This is a genomic window from Mycobacterium sp. E2733, from assembly GCF_001667585.1.
GTDB lineage: Bacteria > Actinomycetota > Actinomycetes > Mycobacteriales > Mycobacteriaceae > Mycobacterium.
Genome location: NZ_LZJZ01000083.1, coordinates 161,703 through 180,520, shown reverse-complemented (window position 1 = coordinate 180,520; position 18,818 = coordinate 161,703). Strand labels below are relative to the sequence as shown.

The 18,818-nt window shown below is 68.0% G+C and carries 20 protein-coding genes; 15 read left to right on the top strand and 5 right to left on the bottom strand.

The window, feature by feature from the left end; genetic code table 11:
* Window positions 1–147 precede the first annotated feature (147 nt).
* The 7 genes from A5678_RS14285 (at window position 148) to A5678_RS14255 (ending at window position 7,155) form a co-directional block, all read left to right on the top strand.
* Window positions 148–1,131, top strand: coding sequence for a pirin family protein (locus A5678_RS14285; protein ID WP_068043337.1), 984 nt, complete (start codon window positions 148–150; stop codon window positions 1,129–1,131).
* A gap of 2 nt (window positions 1,132–1,133) precedes the next feature.
* A complete protein-coding gene (locus A5678_RS14280; protein ID WP_068043335.1) occupies window positions 1,134–1,769 on the top strand; it encodes a TetR/AcrR family transcriptional regulator in 636 nt (211 codons plus the stop codon).
* A 71-nt stretch (window positions 1,770–1,840) separates the two neighbouring features.
* Window positions 1,841–2,782 (top strand): class I SAM-dependent methyltransferase, encoded by a 942-nt coding sequence (locus A5678_RS14275; RefSeq protein ID WP_068043334.1) that lies wholly within the window; start codon window positions 1,841–1,843, stop codon window positions 2,780–2,782.
* Window positions 2,783–2,821: 39 nt separating this feature from the next.
* A complete protein-coding gene (locus tag A5678_RS14270) occupies window positions 2,822–3,754 on the top strand; it encodes a class I SAM-dependent methyltransferase (protein WP_156746922.1) in 933 nt (310 codons plus the stop codon).
* Complete coding sequence (locus A5678_RS14265) at window positions 3,754–4,680, top strand: class I SAM-dependent methyltransferase (protein ID WP_068043330.1); 927 nt, start codon at window positions 3,754–3,756, stop codon at window positions 4,678–4,680. Before A5678_RS14270 ends, A5678_RS14265 begins: the two co-directional genes overlap by 1 nt.
* Before the next feature lie 132 nt (window positions 4,681–4,812).
* On the top strand, window positions 4,813–6,240 hold the full coding sequence (locus tag A5678_RS14260; RefSeq protein WP_068043328.1) for an aldehyde dehydrogenase family protein: 1,428 nt from the start codon (window positions 4,813–4,815) through the stop codon (window positions 6,238–6,240).
* A gap of 54 nt (window positions 6,241–6,294) precedes the next feature.
* Window positions 6,295–7,155: an SDR family oxidoreductase gene (locus A5678_RS14255; RefSeq protein WP_068043326.1), complete on the top strand. Its 861-nt coding sequence runs from the start codon at window positions 6,295–6,297 to the stop codon at window positions 7,153–7,155.
* A 31-nt stretch (window positions 7,156–7,186) separates the two neighbouring features.
* Here A5678_RS14255 and A5678_RS14250 read toward each other — a convergent pair whose 3' ends face one another.
* Entirely contained in the window at window positions 7,187–8,008 is an 822-nt protein-coding gene (locus A5678_RS14250) for a tyrosine-protein phosphatase (RefSeq protein WP_068043324.1), read from the bottom strand.
* Window positions 8,001–9,221, bottom strand: coding sequence for an acyl-CoA dehydrogenase family protein (locus tag A5678_RS14245; protein WP_068043613.1), 1,221 nt, complete (start codon window positions 9,219–9,221; stop codon window positions 8,001–8,003). The genes A5678_RS14250 and A5678_RS14245 overlap by 8 nt, the downstream gene beginning before the upstream one ends.
* A 126-nt stretch (window positions 9,222–9,347) precedes the next feature.
* Between A5678_RS14245 and A5678_RS14240 the strand changes: the two genes are divergently transcribed.
* From A5678_RS14240 to A5678_RS14225, 4 genes are all read left to right on the top strand, one after another.
* Entirely contained in the window at window positions 9,348–9,809 is a 462-nt protein-coding gene (locus A5678_RS14240) for a nuclear transport factor 2 family protein (RefSeq protein ID WP_068043611.1), read from the top strand.
* A 228-nt stretch (window positions 9,810–10,037) separates the two neighbouring features.
* Window positions 10,038–11,135 carry a Re/Si-specific NAD(P)(+) transhydrogenase subunit alpha gene (locus A5678_RS14235; RefSeq protein ID WP_068043322.1) on the top strand — a complete coding sequence of 366 codons (1,098 nt, stop codon included), beginning with the start codon at window positions 10,038–10,040 and terminating at the stop codon, window positions 11,133–11,135.
* A gap of 19 nt (window positions 11,136–11,154) precedes the next feature.
* A complete protein-coding gene (locus A5678_RS14230; protein WP_068043320.1) occupies window positions 11,155–11,484 on the top strand; it encodes an NAD(P) transhydrogenase subunit alpha in 330 nt (109 codons plus the stop codon).
* Complete coding sequence (locus A5678_RS14225; RefSeq protein ID WP_068043318.1) at window positions 11,481–12,908, top strand: NAD(P)(+) transhydrogenase (Re/Si-specific) subunit beta; 1,428 nt, start codon at window positions 11,481–11,483, stop codon at window positions 12,906–12,908. Before A5678_RS14230 ends, A5678_RS14225 begins: the two co-directional genes overlap by 4 nt.
* Before the next feature lie 120 nt (window positions 12,909–13,028).
* Here the strand turns inward: A5678_RS14225 and A5678_RS27155 are convergent, their stop codons facing one another.
* Window positions 13,029–13,154 carry a hypothetical protein gene (locus tag A5678_RS27155; protein ID WP_156746919.1) on the bottom strand — a complete coding sequence of 42 codons (126 nt, stop codon included), beginning with the start codon at window positions 13,152–13,154 and terminating at the stop codon, window positions 13,029–13,031.
* A 163-nt stretch (window positions 13,155–13,317) separates the two neighbouring features.
* On the opposite strand from A5678_RS27155, the gene A5678_RS14220 reads away from it, so the two are divergent.
* Window positions 13,318–13,941, top strand: coding sequence for a TetR/AcrR family transcriptional regulator (locus A5678_RS14220; protein ID WP_068043316.1), 624 nt, complete (start codon window positions 13,318–13,320; stop codon window positions 13,939–13,941).
* 51 nt (window positions 13,942–13,992) lie between these two features.
* On the opposite strand, the gene A5678_RS14215 is transcribed toward A5678_RS14220, so the two are convergent.
* The gene (locus A5678_RS14215; protein WP_068043309.1) at window positions 13,993–14,886 is read right to left on the bottom strand and encodes an alpha/beta hydrolase; all 894 of its coding nucleotides are present in this window, start codon (window positions 14,884–14,886) and stop codon (window positions 13,993–13,995) included.
* Window positions 14,887–14,996: 110 nt separating this feature from the next.
* On the opposite strand from A5678_RS14215, the gene A5678_RS14210 reads away from it, so the two are divergent.
* From A5678_RS14210 to A5678_RS14200, 3 genes are all read left to right on the top strand, one after another.
* A complete protein-coding gene (locus A5678_RS14210; protein WP_068043307.1) occupies window positions 14,997–16,097 on the top strand; it encodes a diacylglycerol kinase in 1,101 nt (366 codons plus the stop codon).
* Between the two features lie 17 nt (window positions 16,098–16,114).
* Entirely contained in the window at window positions 16,115–16,855 is a 741-nt protein-coding gene (locus A5678_RS14205) for a glucose 1-dehydrogenase (RefSeq protein WP_068043304.1), read from the top strand.
* An 88-nt stretch (window positions 16,856–16,943) separates the two neighbouring features.
* Entirely contained in the window at window positions 16,944–18,284 is a 1,341-nt protein-coding gene (locus A5678_RS14200) for an FAD-binding oxidoreductase (protein WP_068043609.1), read from the top strand.
* Here A5678_RS14200 and A5678_RS14195 read toward each other — a convergent pair.
* Window positions 18,281–18,817, bottom strand: a complete 537-nt coding sequence (locus A5678_RS14195; protein WP_068043302.1) for a TetR/AcrR family transcriptional regulator — start codon at window positions 18,815–18,817, stop codon at window positions 18,281–18,283. The genes A5678_RS14200 and A5678_RS14195 overlap by 4 nt on opposite strands.
* Between the last annotated feature and the right edge of the window lies 1 nt (window position 18,818).

Genomic DNA, 18,818 nt, shown 5'->3' with positions numbered 1-18,818 from the left:
GCTTCGACCGCCTCTGGATCGGGCACGCCGCTGGACTATCTACTGCAGCAAATATTGCACTACGCAACTTTTGTCCGCGACGGCGGCACCCGGGAATAACTGGACCACGGTCCGGTTATTTGGAGTAGTTCTCATTACGGAGGTCACATGCCCGCTATCACCGCCAACGCGTTGACGCTGCCCCGCGTGGGTGCTGCTGCGCCCACCGACACCGAGCGCCCGGTCCGGTCGGTCACCACCGGGCTGCGCGGCTACGAGGGCGAGGGCTTTCCAGTGGTCCGCGCCTTCGCGGGAGTCAGCGCCGCCGCGCTCGATCCCTTTGTGCACATGGACCAGATGGGCGAGGTGGACTACCAGCCCGGCGAGCCGAGGGGCACGGACTGGCACCCGCACCGCGGATTCGAGACGGTCACCTACATGATCGACGGCAAGTTCGCGCACCAGGACTCGCACGGCGGTGGGGGCCTGATCACCGACGGTGCGACGCAGTGGATGACCGCCGGTTCGGGGATCCTGCACATCGAGACGCCGCCCGCGGAACTGGTCGACAGTGGCGGCCTCTTTCATGGCATCCAGTTGTGGGTGAATCTGCCGAAAAGAGACAAGCTCACCCCGCCCCGGTATCAGGCCATCGAAGGTGGCGACGCGAAGTTGCTCTCGTCGGACGATGGTGGCGCGCTGGTTCGCATCATCGCGGGCGAGGTCGACGGTCACCGCGGCCCCGGGATCACGCACACTCCCATCACGCTGGCGCACGCCACCATTGAGACCGGCGCCCGGCTCAACCTGCCGTGGCAGCGCGACTTCAATGTGCTCGTATACGTGCTGTCCGGCAGCGGATACATCGGTCCGGTCGCTCACCCGATCCGCGCGGGCCAATTGGCGGTGCTGGGCCCCGGAGATCGCATCACGTTGGGCGCGGACCGGGCGCAGGAATCGTCCCGCACTACCGCGATGGATGTGTTGCTGCTGGGCGGGCGGCCCATTCGCGAGCCGGTATTCCACTACGGGCCTTTTGTGATGAACTCGCGCGCGGAATTGGTCGAGGCGGTGCAGGACTACCAGGCCGGGAAGTTCGGCAGCATTCCGCCAAATGCGCTAATGCCGCACCGCGGCGGTGGCACAATTTAACAATGTCGTCAGGGGCAGGTCGCAGGCCAGGACGCCCCCCTGCCGCAAAGGCGGACGAGACGCGCCAGCGGATCATGCGGGCCGCCCGCCTGGTGTTCAGCGAACGCGGATACGACGGCGCGACGTTCCAGGCTATCGCGGCCCGCGCCGACCTGACCCGTCCGGCCATCAACCATTACTTCTCCAGCAAGCGCGTCCTGTATCGCGAGGTATTGGACCAAACCAACGAAGCCATCATTGGAACCGGCATCAAACGGGCCGAGCGCGAAACCACACTGGCGGCGCAGCTGACGGCATTCATCACTGCCGCGGTGCGCGCGAATTCGGACAATCCCTCCGGGTCGGCGCTGATAATCACCGGAGTGCTCGAATCGCAGCGCCATCCCGAGTGGAACAGAACCGAGAATGACTCCGTGCGGATGGTCCGCGAGTTTCTGGTCCGGGTCGTCGATGACGGTATCGAACGCGGCGACGTCCCCGCCGATGTCGACACGACTGCGTTGATCGAGGCGCTGGTGGTGCTGATGTGCGGGGTGGGTTTGTACGCGGGCTACGTTCAGAGCCCGGACGCCCTGCTAGGCATCACCGGAATGATGCGCCGGCTTCTCGAAGGTGCGTTCCGCCGGTCTTCGGCCTAGCCGTCGCGCGCAGTGAAGTTGCGCACAAAGCGCATAGGCTAACTAACTTATTCCGGTAATATGGCCGGGTCATGACTGATCTGGACGAGTCGTTACCGCCCTCCCTGAGAACCGCCGGCGACAGCTGGGCCATCACCGAACTTGTCGGTGCCACCGCGCTGGGCGTCGCCGCGTCACGAGCGGCGGAAACCGCAGGAAGCAACCCGCTGATCCGCGACGAGTTCGCCCGCGTTCTGGTCTCGTCGGCCGGCCCGGCGTGGGCGCGGCTCACCGATCCCGACCTGTCCTGGCTCGACGGCGATGAGCACGGCCGCCGCGCGCACCGCATCGGCATCGACTACCAGGCCGTGCGCACCCACTTCTTCGACGAGTACTTCTCCGACGCCGTCGGCACCGGAATTCGCCAGGTGGTCATCTTGGCCGCCGGGCTGGACTCCCGGGCCTACCGCCTGAGCTGGCCGGACGGCACCGCGGTCTACGAGATCGACCAGCCCAAGGTGCTGGAGTACAAGACCGGAATTCTGCAGCAACACGGCGCCGCTCCCGCCGCGAGCCGCCGCCCGGTCCCCGTTGACCTGCGCGACGACTGGCCCGCGGCGTTGGCCGCGGCCGGATTCGACCGCAACCAACCGACCGCCTGGCTCGCGGAGGGCCTGCTCCCGTATCTGCCGGGCGACGCGCAAGACCGCCTGTTCGAGATGTTCACCGCCCTCAGCGCGCCGGGCAGCCAGGTCGCCATCGAGGCGTTCGGCCTGAACTCGCGGAGCAATTCGCAGCGCTGGCTGCGGATGCGGGAGCGGCTCGGGTTGGACGTCAACGTGCAGGCGCTGACCTATCACGAGCCGGACCGTTCGGACCCGGCCCAGTGCCTGACCGAGCACGGCTGGCAGGTGCAGACCGTGGACAACCGCGAGGAAATGGCCCGGCTGGGCCGCCCCGTACCCGAAGACCTGGCCGAAGACGCCGTGCGCAGCGTGCTGCTGCGCGCGCGTCTCGGCGAGCCGACCGCCTGACTTCCGCCCGAGGACCCAAGGAGCAAGCAAATGAGTTCACTGCGCACCCACGACGACACCTGGGACATCAAGACCAGCGTCGGCAGTACCGCGGTGATGGTGGCGGCCGCCCGGGCCGTCGAAACCGAACGAACCGACCCGCTCATCCGCGACCCCTACGCCAAACTCCTGGTCACCAACGCAGGTGCCGGCGTCTTGTGGGAGCACATGCTCGACCCCGAGGTCGCGGCCAAGATCGAAGCCCTCGACGCCGACTCCGCCGCGCAGCTCGAGCACATGCGCGGCTATCAGGCGGTGCGCACCCACTTCTTCGACACCTACTTCAAAGACGCCGTCGCCGCAGGAATCCGGCAGGTGGTGATCCTCGCGTCGGGTCTGGATTCGCGCGCGTACCGCCTCGACTGGCCCGCCGGCACCGTGGTGTACGAGATCGACCAGCCCCAGGTCTTGGAGTACAAGTCGGCGACGCTGGCCGACAACGGCGTGACGCCGTCGGCCGACCGCCGCGAGGTGGCCATCGACCTGCGGCAGGACTGGCCGGCCGCGCTGCGCGACGCGGGCTTCGACCCGACGGCGCGGACCGCATGGCTGGCCGAGGGCCTGCTGATGTACCTGCCTGCCGAGGCGCAGGACCGGCTGTTCACCCAGATCGGCGAGCTGAGCCCGGCCGGAAGCCGGGTTTCGGCGGAGACCGCACCCGCGCACGCCGACGAGCGCCGCCAACAGATGCGCGAGCGGTTCAGGAAGGTCGCCGACGAACTCGGCATCGAAGAGACCGTCGACGTCGGCGAGCTGATGTACCGCGACGAGCATCGGGCGAACGTCACGGAGTGGCTCAACAACCACGGCTGGCGTGCTCGGGCGCAGCGCTCGACGGACGAGATGCGCCGGCTGGGCCGCTGGATCGAGAACGTCCCGCTGGCCGACGACAAGGACGCCTTCTCCGACTTCGTCGTCGCCGAGCGGCTGTAATGCCCCGCTCGCTGGACGACTCCTGGGACATCGCCTCCAGCGTCGGCGCCACCGCGGTGATGGTCGCCCTGGCCCGCGCCGCCGAGACCGCAGGCGACGAGCCGCTCATCCGTGACCAGTTCGCCGAGCCGCTGGTCTCCACGCCCGAGCTGGCCGGAGTCCGCGAGCAGGTGGCCGCGTGGTGGGCGGGGGACCCGGATGACGACTCCGGCGATGATGCCCCGGGCGCCAACCACATGATCGACTACCAGGCGGTGCGCACGCACTTCTTCGATGCGTACTTCGCCGACGCTGTGGCGGCCGGCGTCCGCCAGGTCGTGCTCGTGGCCGCCGGGCTGGATTCGCGTGCCTACCGCCTGGACTGGCCGGCCGGCACCGTGGTGTACGAGATCGATCTGCCCAAGGTGCTCGAGTACAAGACCGAGACCCTGGCGAGCCACGGCGCCGAGCCCACCGCCGACCGGCGGCCCGTGCCCGTCGACCTGCGTCACGACTGGCCAAAGGCCTTGCGCGACGCCGGTTTTGACGCGGAGCGTCCAACGGCCTGGCTGGCCGAGGGATTGTTGCCATTCCTGCCCGCGGCGGCGCAGGGGGCGCTGTTCACCTCCATCGACGCGCTGAGCGGACCGGGCAGCCGGGTGGCCGTGGAGAACTTCGGATTCGACGAGGATAAGCGTCGCGAGGCCGAGCAGAGGTGGCAGGAACTGCGGGCCAAGCGCGAAGCGCGCGGCCAAGACACCTCGTTCAACCCCTTTGACCTCTGGTTCTCCGACGAGGGCCGACCCGACTGCGCCGAGTGGTTCGCCGCGCACGGCTGGACGACGAGCACGGTGAGCGCGCGCGACGAGGGCGAGCGACTGGGCCGCGCGCCGCAACCGGAGGACCGGCCGTTCGCGAACAGCTTCGTGACGGCGACCAAACTCTGAGCCGGTTCGCCCGGTCAGATCCTTTCTACTGCTCTCCCAACCGGATGGTTAGGATCGCGGTTATCACCCATGAGCGCTCGTGCGACGAGCAGCGTGCGCCTCGGGGATGACCGAAGCAGGGGAAGGACAACGATGACCACCGAATCGGTTACACCCAAGACATCCGCCGCCAATGGCGCGCCGACTCCTCAGCCGGCGGATATCCCCGCGACGGTGGCGCGGCTGCGCAAGACCTTCGCGAGCGGACGCACCCGCGACGTCGAGTGGCGCAAACGGCAGTTGTTGCAGCTGGCCAAGCTGATGGAAGAGAACGAGGCGGCCATCTCGGACGCCCTCGCCACCGATCTCGACCGCAGCCCGTTCGAGGCGTTCATCGCCGACATCGCGACCACGGCCGGCGAAGCGAAGTATGCGGCCAAGCGGGTGCGCAGGTGGACGCGCCGCAAGTACCGGCTGCTCGAGGTGCCGCAGCTGCCCGGCCGCGGTTGGATCGAATACGAGCCCTACGGCACCGTGCTGATCATCGGCGCGTGGAACTACCCGTTCTATCTGACGCTGGGCCCGGCGGTCGGCGCGATCGCCGCGGGTAACGCCGTCATCCTCAAGCCGTCGGAGATCGCCGCGGCGTCCGCGCATCTGATGGCCGAGCTGGTGCCCAAATATCTCGACAGCGACGCGATCGCCGTGGTCGAGGGCGACGGTTCGGTGAGCCAGGAGCTCATCGCGCAGGGGCTGGACCGCGTGCTGTTCACCGGCGGCACCGAGATCGGTCGCAAGGTTTACGAAGGGGCGGCGCCGCACCTGACCCCGTGCACGCTGGAGCTCGGCGGCAAGAGCCCGGTGATCGTGGCGGCCGACGCCGACGTGGAGGTGGCGGCCAAGCGGATCGCCTGGATGAAGTTGCTGAACGCCGGCCAGACCTGCGTGGCCCCCGATTACGTGTTGGCGGACGCCAAGATTCGCGACGAACTGGTGAGCAAGATCGGCGCGGCCATCACGAAGTTCACCTCGGACAAGCCCGACGGAATGCGGATCGTCAACCAGCGTCAGTTCGACCGGATCAGTGGCTACCTCGCCGGCGGGGACGGCAAGGTCATCGTCGGCGGCAAGTGCGACCCGTCGAGCCTGCGCATCCAGCCCGCCGTCGTGGTCGACCCCGATCCGGACGGGCCGTTGATGCAGAACGAAATCTTCGGACCGGTGCTGCCGGTGATCACCGTCCAATCTTTGGACGACGCAATACGTTTCATCAACTCGCGGCCCAAGCCGTTGTCCGCCTACCTGTTCACCAAGACGCGCGAGACCCGCGAGCGGGTGATCAAGGAGGTGCCGGCCGGCGGCATGCTGGTCAACCACCTCGCCTTCCAGGTGTCGACGGCCAAGCTGCCGTTCGGCGGTGTCGGCGCATCGGGCATGGGCGCCTATCACGGCCGCTACGGCTTCGAGGAGTTCAGCCACCGCAAGTCGGTGTTGACGAAGCCGACCCGGCCCGACCTGTCCAGCTTCATCTACCCGCCGTACACGGCGCGGGCCTTCAAGATGGCCCGCCGAATGTTCTGACCACTGCTCCAATCCGCTTGCTAGGACGTAATTTTCAACTTAGAGAGGAACCTGATGCCCGGAGTGCAGGATCGCGTCATCGTCGTCACCGGAGCCGGCGGGGGGTTGGGCCGTGAATACGCCCTGACCCTGGCCCGCGAGGGGGCCAGCGTGGTCGTCAACGATCTCGGTGGGTCCCGCGACGGCACGGGCGCCGGCCACAACATGGCCGACCAGGTCGTCAACGAGATCAAGGACGCGGGTGGCCGGGCGGTCGCCAACTACGACAGTGTCGCCGAGCCCGAGGGCGCCGCGAACATCATCAAGACTGCGCTCGACGAGTTCGGCGCCGTGCACGGCGTGGTGAGCAATGCGGGGATCCTGCGCGACGGCACCTTCCACAAGATGACGTTCGAGAACTGGGACGCCGTGCTCAAGGTGCACCTGTACGGCGGATACAACGTGCTGCGCGCCGCCTGGCCGCACTTCCGGGAGCAGAGCTACGGACGGGTCGTCGTCGCCACCTCCACCAGCGGCCTGTTCGGCAACTTCGGGCAGACCAACTACGGCGCGGCCAAACTCGGCCTGGTCGGCATGATCAACACGCTGGCGCAGGAGGGGGCGAAGTACAACATCCACGCCAACGCGGTCGCGCCGATCGCGGCCACCCGGATGACCGAGGACATCCTCCCGAAGGAGGTGCTCGAGAAGCTGACGCCCGAGTACGTCGCGCCGGTGGTGGCCTACCTGTGCACCGAGGAAAACCCCAACACCGCTTCGGTTTTCGTCGTCGGCGGCGGCAAGGTGCAGCGGGTGGCGCTGTTCCAGAACGAGGGCGCGAACTTCGACAAGCCGCCGACTGTCGAGGACGTCGCCTCGCACTGGTCGCAAATCGACGACCTGTCCGCGGCCAAACAAGCCAGCTTCAAGCTGTAGCGGTTCGGGGCCGGGGCCCGCGTGGTTCGAATCAGGCCAGCAGCGCCTGACGAAGTCGATCCACGTCGGCCTCGGTGATGCCCGCGTCGCTCAGATAGGCGTCCAGCGAGCCGAATTGCTCGTCGATCGTCTGGCGCGCGGCGGCGAGGTACTCGGGGCGGACGCCGAGGACTCCGTCGGACAGCCGGGCCTCGGTGAAGGTCCTGACCTCCGGCGTCAGCTCGGTTTCCGAGCGCTGCTGGATCATCTCGGCGATGCGGTCGCGCAGTTCCGCGACGGCGTCGTTGCTGCGCAAGTAATCGGCGACGATGGTGTCGCGATCGATGCCCACGGTCTCCAGCACCGTCGCCACCACGAAGCCGGTGCGGTCCTTGCCCGCGAAGCAGTGCGTGAGGACCGGCCGCCCGGCGGCCAGCAGCGTGACGACGCGGTGCAGCGCGCGCTGGGCGCCGTTGCGGGTGGGGAATTGGCGGTACTCGTCGACCATGTAGCGGGCCGCGGTGTCGCTGATCGACTCGTCGGGATCGCCGTTGGTCATCAGCTGCCGGAACGCGTGTTCGTGGGGGGCTTCGTCGCCCTCACCGGTGTCGTCGGCGAGGTCCGGGAACGGCAGCAGGTGAACGTCGACCCCGTCGGGCACGCGTCCGGGCCCGCGGCGGGCCACCTCCCGCGCCGCGCGCAGGTCGGCGACGTCGGTGATGCCCAGCTCGCGCAGCGTCGCCCGGCCGTCGTCATCCAGGCGGCTCAGCTCGCTGGACCGAAACAGCCGACCCGGCCGCAGCGCGCCCGCACCGTCGGCGACATCGCGAAAGTTCCACGCGCCGGGCAATTCCCGGAGGGCGGCCTTACTCATGCGCGGTGACCGCCGCGGCGAGCGGAGACTTCTCCCGGCCGAGCTCGGCGCGCGCGATGGTCCGCATGTGTACCTCGTCGGGGCCGTCGAAGAGCCGCATCGCCCGGTGCCAGGCGTACATGCGGGCCAGCACCGTGTCCTCGCTGACGCCCGCGGCCCCGTGCACCTGAATCGCACGGTCGATCACGTTGCACGCCACCTGCGGCGCGACCGCCTTGATCTGCGAGACCAACGTGTGGGCGGCCTTGTTCCCATGCTGGTCGATCGTCCACGCCGCCTTCTCGCAGAGCAGCCGCGCCTGGTCGATCTCGTTGCGAGACTTGGCAATCGCCTCCCGCACCACGCCCTGCTCGGCCAGCGGACGGCCGAACGCCACCCGGTTCTGTGCCCGGTCCACCATCAGCGCCAGCGCCCGTTCCGAGCCGCCCAGCGCACGCATGCAGTGGTGGATGCGGCCGGGCCCCAGCCGTGCCTGCGCGATCGCGAAGCCCCCGCCCTCTTCGCCCAGGAGGTTGGTGACCGGCACCCGGACGTTGTCGTAGATGATCTCGCAGTGTCCCGGCTGGTCCTGGAAACCGAACACCGTGGTGGAGCGGACCACCGTCACACCCGGCGTATCGATCGGCACCAGGACCATCGACTGCTGCTGGTGGCTGGCCGCCTCGGGGTTGGTGCGGCCCATCACGATGAGGATCTTGCAGCGCGGGTCGGACGCCCCGGACGTCCACCACTTGCGGCCATTGATGACGTAGTCGCCGCCATCGCGCACGATCGAGGTCTCGATGTTGCGCGCGTCGCTGCTGGCCACCGCCGGCTCGGTCATCGAGAAGGCGCTGCGGATCTCGCCGTTCAGCAACGGCTCCAGCCACTGCTTGCGCTGCTCCTCGGTGGCGAACAGGTGCAACGTCTCCATGTTGCCGGTGTCGGGCGCCGCGCAGTTGAGCGCCTCCGGCGCGATCTCGAGGCTCCAGCCGCTGATCTCGGCCAGGGGCGCGTATTCCAAGTTGGTCAAGCCGGACTCGGCGGGCAGGAACAGGTTCCACAGGCCGCGCTCCTTGGCCTTGGTCTTCAGCTCCTCGATGATCGGCGGGACCGTGTGATCGTCGGGGCCGGCCTCGTCCCGGTACCTGTCGTAATCGGCCTCGGCCGGGAAGACGTACTCGGTCATGAAGTCGGACAGTCGCTTGTGGTAGTCGTTGGCTTTGGCCGACATCGCGAAGTCCATGCCGCCACGATAGGACACGTGTCAGGGCGGGTCGTTTCTGGTGGCCAGCGCGACGCTTTCGTCGCGGCGAAAACGTGGTCGCGGTCGCGAGCCCGTTCACGCACCATGGACGCCATGACCGAATCCCGTCCGCCGTTCCCCCCGTTCACCCACGAGACGGCCCTGGAAAAGGTGCAGGCCGCCGAGGACGCCTGGAACACCCGCGACCCGCACCGCGTCAGCCTGGCGTACACGCCCGACTCGCAGTGGCGCAATCGCGACGAACATGTCGTGGGCCGCGGTGCGATCGTGGCGTTTCTGACCCGCAAGTGGCAGCGCGAGCTCGACTACGCGTTGCGAAAAAGCTTGTGGGACTTCCACGGCAACCGCATCGCCGTGCGGTTCCAGTACGAGTGCCACGACGCGAGCGGCCAATGGTATCGCAGCTACGGCAACGAGTTGTGGGAGTTCTCCCCGTCGGGGTTGATGGCACGCCGCGAGGCCAGCATCAACGACGTGCGGATCGACGAGTCCGAGCGCCGCTACTTCGGGCCCCGGCCGGAGGCGGAGCACGGGCGGGACATCCCGCTCTGGTAGCCGGCAGGCCACAACCCCGTCTTGTGGGTCCACAACGCGGCGGCCGCTTCTGCGTGCGGCTCGGGCAACGAACCATCGACGGGAGTCGATCTGCCGCGCCGGCGGTATCCCCGCTCGGTCGATCGCACGTCCGGGGCGAAATTCGGCAGGCGTTAAGGTAGCGAAGCGTGCGGCCAGCCAGCGGCACGTCAAACGGCAGGAAAGTGCGGGAAAGCAGATGTACGCGCCATGACAGATGCGCAGACGACGGTAGGGGTGGTCGCCGAGTCCGGGGCCGACGAACGGCGGGTCGCGCTGGTACCCAAGGCGGTGGCGTCGCTGGTCAGCAGCGGTGTGGCGGTAGTGGTCGAGTCGGGCGCGGGCGAGGGCGCTTTGCTTCCCGACCAGCTCTACACCGAGGCCGGCGCCAGCATCGGGGACGCCTGGGCCGCCGACATCGTCGTGAAGGTGGCGCCGCCGACCAAAGAAGAGGTCGGGAGGTTGCGCCGCGGCCAGACCCTGATCGGCTTCCTGGCACCGCGTAACGCGGACAACTCGATCGGCGCCCTCACCGAGGCCGGTGTGCAGGCGTTTGCGCTGGAGGCCATTCCGCGAATCTCGCGCGCCCAGGTCATGGACGCGCTGTCGTCGCAGGCCAACGTGGCGGGCTACAAGGCCGTGCTGCTGGCGGCGTCGGAGTCGACCCGGTTCTTCCCGATGCTGACGACGGCGGCCGGCACCGTGAAGCCGGCCAGCGTGCTGGTGCTCGGCGTCGGGGTGGCCGGGCTGCAAGCGCTGGCCACGGCCAAACGGCTGGGGGCGCGGACCTCCGGCTACGACGTGCGTCCCGAGGTGGCCGACCAGGTCCGCTCGGTGGGGGCGCAGTGGCTCGAGCTCGGGATCTCAGAAACAATCACAGCGGCCGGTGAGGGTGGGTACGCCCGCGAACTCACCGAAGAAGAACGCGCCCAGCAGCAGAAGTCCCTGGAGAAGGCGATCGCCGGGTTCGACGTGGTGATCACCACCGCGCTGGTCCCGGGACGGCCCGCGCCGCGCCTGGTGACCGCCGCGGCGGTGGAGTCGATGAAGCCCGGCAGCGTGGTGGTGGACCTGGCGGGGGAGACCGGGGGCAACTGCGAACTGACCGAACCGGGGCAGACGGTCGTCAAGCACGACGTCACCATCGCCTCGCCGCTGAACCTGCCGGCGACCATGCCCGAGCACGCCAGCGAGCTCTACAGCAAGAACATCACGGCGCTCCTGGACCTGTTGATCACCGACGGCAAGCTGGCCCCCGACTTCGACGACGAGGTCGTCGCGGCGGCGTGTGTCACCCGGGCCCAGTGACCCGGTAAGAGAGGACTACATGTACGACGAGCTATTGGCCAATCTGGCGATCCTGGTGCTGTCCGGGTTCGTCGGATTCGCGGTCATTTCCAAAGTGCCCAACACGCTGCACACACCGCTGATGTCGGGGACGAACGCCATTCACGGCATCGTGGTGCTCGGCGCGCTGGTGGTCTTCGGCGAGGTTGAGCATCCGTCGCTGGCGGTGCAGATCATCCTGTTCGTCGCGGTGGTGTTCGGGACGCTCAACGTGATCGGCGGCTTCATCGTCACCGACCGGATGCTGGGCATGTTCAAGGGCAAGAAGAGAGCCGCACCGGTCAAGACCGAGGACCTGGCGGCGAAATGAACTACCTCGTCACCGTTCTCTACATCATCTCGTTCGCCCTCTTCATCTACGGCCTGATGGGCCTCACCGGGCCCAAGACCGCGGTGCGGGGAAACCTGATCGCCGCGGTCGGCATGGCCCTCGCGGTGACGGCGACGCTGATCAAGATCCGCCACACCGACCAATGGGTGCTCATCATCGCGGGCCTGGTCGTGGGTGTCGTTCTCGGCGTGCCGCCGGCGCGGCTGACCAAGATGACCGCCATGCCACAGCTCGTGGCGTTCTTCAACGGCGTCGGCGGGGGCACTGTCGCGCTCATCGCGCTGGCGGAATTCATTGAGACCAAGGGTTTCTCGGCCTTCCAGCACGGGGAGTCGCCGACCGTGCACATCGTGGTCGCGTCGCTGTTCGCCGCGATCATCGGGTCGATCTCGTTCTGGGGGTCGATCATCGCCTTCGGCAAGCTGCAGGAGATCATCTCCGGTTCGCCGATCGGCTTCGGCAAGATTCAGCAACCGATCAACCTGCTGCTGCTGGCGGCGGCGGTGGCCGCCGCGGTCATCGTCGGCATCCACGCCCATCCCGGCACCGGTGGCGCGCCGCTCTGGTGGATGATCGGCCTTCTCGTCGCCGCGGGTGTGCTCGGCCTGATGGTCGTGCTGCCTATCGGCGGCGCCGACATGCCGGTGGTCATCTCGCTGCTCAACGCGATGACCGGGCTGTCGGCCGCGGCGGCCGGCCTGGCACTCAACAACACCGCGATGATCGTGGCCGGCATGATCGTCGGCGCATCCGGGTCGATCCTGACCAACCTCATGGCCAAAGCGATGAACCGCTCCATCCCGGCGATCGTCGCCGGTGGCTTCGGCGGTGGGGGCGTGGCCCCGGGCGCCGGCGGGGACGGCGGCGACAAGCACGTCAAGGCGACCTCGGCCGCCGACGCCGCGATTCAGATGGCGTACGCCAACCAGGTGATCGTGGTCCCAGGCTACGGGCTGGCGGTCGCGCAGGCCCAGCACGCGGTCAAGGACATGGCCAGCCTCCTCGAGGAGAAGGGCGTGCCGGTGAAGTACGCGATTCACCCGGTCGCGGGGCGGATGCCCGGGCACATGAACGTGCTGCTGGCCGAGGCCGAAGTCGACTACGACGCCATGAAGGACATGGACGACATCAACGACGAGTTCGCCCGTACCGACGTCGCGATCGTCATCGGGGCGAACGACGTCACCAACCCGGCGGCCCGCAACGAACAATCCAGCCCGATCTACGGCATGCCCATCCTCAACGTGGACAAGGCGAAGTCGGTGATCGTGCTCAAGCGATCAATGAACTCCGGATTCGCGGGCATCGACAACCCGCTGTTCTACGCCGACGGGACGACGATGCTGTTCGGGGACGCGAAGAAATCGGTGACCGAGGTCGCCGAGGAACTGAAGGCGCTGTAGCTAGTGGTGATCGCGAGCGCGGCGGAGCCGGGCGAAGCGGGTCACCACTAAAGAACGTGGCTAGTGGTGATCGCGAGCGCGGCGGGGCCGGGCGAAGCGGGTCACCACTAAAGAACGTGGTTAGACCGGCGGGTAGGCGGGCGGCGGATAGCCGTTGCCGTCGACGACGCCACGCAGACCCCACGGGACGTAGCGGAAGAAGAACTCGATCTCGTCGCTCATGTCATAGTCCGGGTTCGGATCCATGAAACCACCCCTCCAGTCGCGACTTGAGCTTTCGAAGCGAGTCTAGTCCCATCCTCGTCGGGGCAACACCTGGCGTTTGCCTAAACTGTCCAACCAGTTGATTGATAATTGGCCTTGCCCGGCACCCCAGCGCCCCGCCCGGCAGTGACGATAGCGAGGACAGATGCCATCCGAGAACGGACTAACCCGGCGTGAAGAGTTGTTGGCGGTTGCCACCAAACTGTTCGCCGCCCGCGGCTACCACGGCACCCGGATGGATGACGTCGCCGACGTGATCGGCCTGAACAAGGCGACGGTCTACCACTACTACGCCAGCAAGTCGCTGATCCTGTACGACATCTACCAGCAAGCCGCCGAGGGCACGCTGGCCGCCGTCCACGACGATCCGTCCTGGACGGCCCGCGAGGCGCTCTACCAGTACACGGTCCGGCTGCTCACCGGCATCGCGGCCAATCCCGAGCGGGCCGCCGTCTACTTCCAGGAGGCGCCCTACATCGCCGAGTGGTTCACGGAAGAACAGGTCGCGGCGGTCCGGGAGAAGGAGACGCAGGTCTACGAGCACGTGCACGGCCTCATCGACCGGGGAATCGCCAGCGGCGAGTTCTACCAATGCGACTCCCACGTCCTGGCACTCGGATACATCGGCATGACGCTCGGCGCCTACCGGTGGCTGCGGCCGAGCGGGCGCCGCAGCGCCAAGGAGATCGCCGCCGAGTTCAGCACCGCGCTGCTGCGCGGCCTGATCCGCGACGAAGCGATCCGCACGAGTTCCCCGCTCGGGCCCTAGCCCAATGGGGGCGACCCGCCTCGCCCGACTACGCCGCGTTCGCGATCGCCCCTAGGCGCCCTTCAGGTGCTTGTCGAGGAAGGCGATCTGGTCGGCGACGACACGGTCGAACGCCTCGTCGACGTAGATCTCGAAATGGCGCTCGGGATAAAGCTTGACCTCACCGCGCGGGGCCTTGGCCGCATGGCGCAGCGTCGCACCCGCGGGGGCCACCGAGTCGGCTTCGCACACGCAGAACAAGATCGGGCAGGTGATCTCGGACGCGAGGCGTCCCGGGCGATAGGTGAAGACGTGCAACGCGATTCGGGCCGCGACCTCATTGCGTAACTCGACTCCGTCGGGCACCAGCCGCAGGTAGCCCGAATACGCGTCGGGTGTGTTCATCAACGCCACCTCGTCGGGCTTGCCCGCCGTCGCGACCATCACCGGCGGCCGGCCCAGCCGGGCGCCGATCGCGTCGCGCACCGCCCGCGTGGTGATGCGCGCGGTGATCAACGGATTGGTGATGGTGCGCGCGGACGCGATGCCGTCGGTGAAAGGGCATTGGACGACCGCGGCGGCAATACCCGGCAGCCGCGCCGCCGTGGCGATGACGTGCCCACCGGCAAAAGATGTGCCCCACAGGGCAATCCGCTTGGCATCGATTCCCGGGATGGTGCGGGCGTGGGCGACCGCCGCGGCCCAGTCGGCGAGCTGCAGCCCGATGTCGAGCACCTGGCGCGGCCGGCCCCCGCTGTCGCCGAAGTTGCGGTAGTCGAACACCAGGCAGGCGTAACCCGCCGCGCTGAATCGTTCGGCATAGGCGTCGAGCCGCATGCTGCGCACCGCCCCCAGGCCGTGCGCCATCACCACGAGCGGAGCGGGCCCGGGGCCCGGCGGCCGGTAGAGCCAGGCGCTGATCAGATCGCCACCGGAGGGGAATTGGACGTCTTCACGTTGTGTCATCAGCGAGTCATTCTGCCCGGGGAATCGGCGGTCGGTCCGCCGGTATGCGCAACAAATGTTATGGACTAGTGTCTGGAAAAGTTTTGAGCGCCCAAAGGACGGAGACTCTCATGGCGATCCGCGTCGCGCACGTCGGTACCGGAAACGTCGGAGGGTTAGCCCTGGCCGAGCTGATCACCAACCCTCAGTTCGAGCTGACGGGCGTGTGCGTGTCCACTCCGGAGAAGGTCGGCAAGGACGCCGGCGAGCTGTGCGGGGTGGGCCTGCAGGCCGGTGTCGTCACGGGTGTCACGGCCGTCTCCGACCTCGACGCCCTGCTGGCCACCAGGCCCGAGTGCGTCGTCTACTGCGCCATGGGCGACACCCGGCTGCCCGACGCGATGGCCGACGTCATGCGCATCCTGGCCGCCGGCGTCAACGTCGTCGGCTCTTCGCCCGGGCTGCTGCAATACCCGTGGGGCGTGATGCCCGGCAAGTACATCGACCGCGTCGAAGACGCGGCCCGGCAAGGCAATTCGAGCATCTTCATCAGCGGTGTCGACCCGGGATTCGCCAACGACCTGATCCCGTTCGCGCTCGCCGGGACCTGCCAGCGCATCGAGCAGGTGCGCTGCATGGAGATTCACGACTACGCGTCGTACAACGGGACCGAGGTCATGGACTACATGGGATTCGCCAAGCCCATGGACGAGATCCCGATGCTGCTGCAGCCGGGCATCCTCAGCATCGCCTGGGGAACCGCTATCCGTCAGCTGGCGGCCGGCCTCGGCATAGAGGTCGACGAGATCACCGAGTCGTACCAACGCGAGCCCGCGCCCGAGGATTTCGACATCGCGGTCGGCCACGTGGCCAAGGGCACGGTGGCCGTGCTGCAGTTCGAGATTCGCGGCATGGTCAAGGGCCACCCCGCCATCGTCATCGAGCACGTCACCCGGCTGCGGCCGGACCTGCGCCCCGACCTACCCCGGCCCGCCGCGGGCGACGGCTCCTACCGCGTGGAGATCACCGGCGAGCCGTCGTATGCGGTCGACATCATCCCGAGCAGCCGCAAGGGCGACCACAACCACGCGGCGATCGCGGGCGCCGCGGGCCGTGTCGTCAATGCCATCCCCGCAGTGATCGCGGCGCCGCCGGGCATCCGGACCACGCTCGATCTGCCGCTGGTAACGGGCAAAGGCGTTTACGCACCAAGCACTTTGGTGACCACCTAAATCGAAAGGAGACCCACGTGGGTCGGGTAGACGGCAAGGTAGCGCTCATCAGTGGTGGCGCCGGCGGTATGGGAGCCGAAGATGCGCGTCTGCTGGTCCAGGAAGGCGCCAAGGTCGTTATCGGCGACATTCTGGACGACCAGGGCAAGGCGTTGGCCGAGGAGATCGGCGACTCCGCGCGCTACGTGCACCTCGACGTCACCCAGCCCAGACAGTGGGACGCAGCCGTCGCCACCGCGATCGGCGAATTCGGCAAGCTCAACGTGCTGGTCAACAACGCCGGCACCGTCGCGCTCGGCCCGCTGAAGAGCTTCGATCTGGCCAAGTGGCAGAAGGTGATTGACGTCAACCTGACCGGGACGTTCCTGGGCATGCGGGCGGCGGTCGAGCCGATGATAGAGGCCGGGGGCGGCTCGATCATCAACGTGTCGTCCATCGAGGGCCTGCGCGGTGCGCCCATGGTGCACCCCTACGTCGCGTCCAAGTGGGGCGTGCGCGGGCTGGCGAAGTCGGCGGCATTGGAGCTGGCGCCGCACAATATTCGGGTGAACTCGGTGCACCCGGGGTTCATCCGCACCCCGATGACCGCCCACCTGCCCGAGGACATGGTGACGATCCCGCTCGGGCGTCCAGGCGAGGTTCGGGAAGTCGCGACGTTCGTGCTTTTCCTGGCGAGCGACGAGTCGTCCTACTCCACCGGCAGCGAGTTCGTGATGGACGGTGGCCTGATCACCGACGTGAATCACAAGGAGTTCTAGGGCCGATTCGTCGCCGAGCGTGCACTCACGGCGAGAATCCGGCTTATTTTTCGCCGTCAGTGCACGTTCGGCGTAGGGGATGGTGTCGATGCTGCGTAGCCTGGCCGAGGTCGTCGGATCGAAGCACGTCGTCACCGATGCCGATGTGCTCGCGGGCCGCAGCGTCGACCACACCGGCCGGTACCGCGGGCGGGCCGGCGCGCTGGTGCGGCCCGGCTCGGCCGAACAGGTCGCCGAGGTGTTGCGGGTGTGCCGGGACGCCGGGGCGCACGTGACGGTGCAGGGCGGCCGCACGTCGCTGGTGGCCGGCACCGTGCCCGAGCACGACGACGTGCTGCTGTCCACCGAGCGGCTGCACGACCTCGATGACGTCGACGTCGCTGAGCGCCGCGTCCGGGCAGGCGCCGGCGCGACACTGGCGGCGGTGCAACGGGCCGCGGGCGCCGCGGGCCTGCTGTTCGGCGTGGACCTGGCCGCGCGCGACACCGCGACCGTCGGGGGGATGGCGTCGACGAACGCCGGCGGCCTGCGCACGGTCCGCTACGGCAACATGGGCGAACAGGTGGTCGGTCTGCAGGTGGCGCTGCCCGACGGTTCGCTGCTGGACCGGCACAGCCGGGTGCGCCGGGACAACACCGGTTACGACCTGTCGTCGCTGTTCGTCGGCGCCGAGGGCACCCTGGGCGTCATCACCGCGCTCGATCTGCGGCTGCACCCCATCCCCTCGCAGCGGGTAACGGCGGTCTGCGGGTTCGCCGAGCTGGATGCTCTCGTGGCTGCCGGCCGGACGTTCCGCGACGAGGACGGCATCGCGGCGCTGGAGTTGATCGACGGCCGCGCCGCCGCGCTGACCGCCGAGCACCTCGGCGTCGGCTCACCGGTCGATGGTGACTGGCTGTTGCTGGTGGAGCTGGCCGCCGATCACGACCAGTCGGACCGGCTCGCCGAACTGCTCGACGGCACGCGGTTGTGCTCCGAACCCGCGGTCGGCGTGGATGTTGGTGCACAGCAACGGTTGTGGCAGGTTCGCGAGTCACTCGCCGATGTGCTCGGCGTGTACGGGCCGCCGCTGAAGTTCGACGTCTCCTTGCCACTGTCGTCCATCGACGAATTCGCCAGGGGGGCAGTCGGTTTGGTGGCCGGCCACGCCCCGGAGGCGGTGCCCGTGCTGTTCGGACACATCGGGGAGGGCAACCTGCACCTCAACGTGCTGCGCTGCCCGGCCGACCGGGAGCGGGCGCTGTACGAGCCGATGATGGAACTGATTTCGCGATCGGGCGGCAACGTGAGCTCCGAACACGGCGTCGGCACCCGCAAGCGGCACTACCTCGGCATGTCACGGGAGGCCGCAGACATCGCGGCGATGCGGACCATCAAGGCCGCCTTGGACCCGACCGGCTACCTCAACGCCGCCGTGCTGTTCGACTAGCTGCCCTTGATTCCGACGGCGTGCCGCAGCTGGGCCAAGAACTGGTCCGCGTCGTCGCTGCGGACGATGTAGTGCGATATCGCGATCCGGATCACGGTCGCCGCCTTCACCGCGGCGTTGGGACCGGGCAGGTGCCGCTGCAGGCCCTCGCGCATCTGCGGGATGACCCAGGAGAACTGGGCGATGGTGTGCTCGGGCTCGACGTCGACCATGCGCACGCCCGAGTACGAGTGCTGGTATTCGACGATGAATCGCAGCACCGCGTCGAGTTTGTCGACCCCCTTCAGACCGGCGGTCGCCCGGACCAGGCCGCTCTCGAAGATCTGTCGCTCATAACTCGAAAAGGCCGACAGCAACTCCTCTTTGGACGCGAACCAGCGGTAGAGCGTCGGGCGAGACACCCCGGCCTGGGTGGCGACGTCGGACAGGCTGAGCTTGGTCTTGCCGTTGCGGCCGAGGACCTCGGCGGTGGCATCGAGGATGCGCTGACGCGTCGAGGTGTCAGGCTCTGCGGCCTGGGCCGGCCGGCTCATA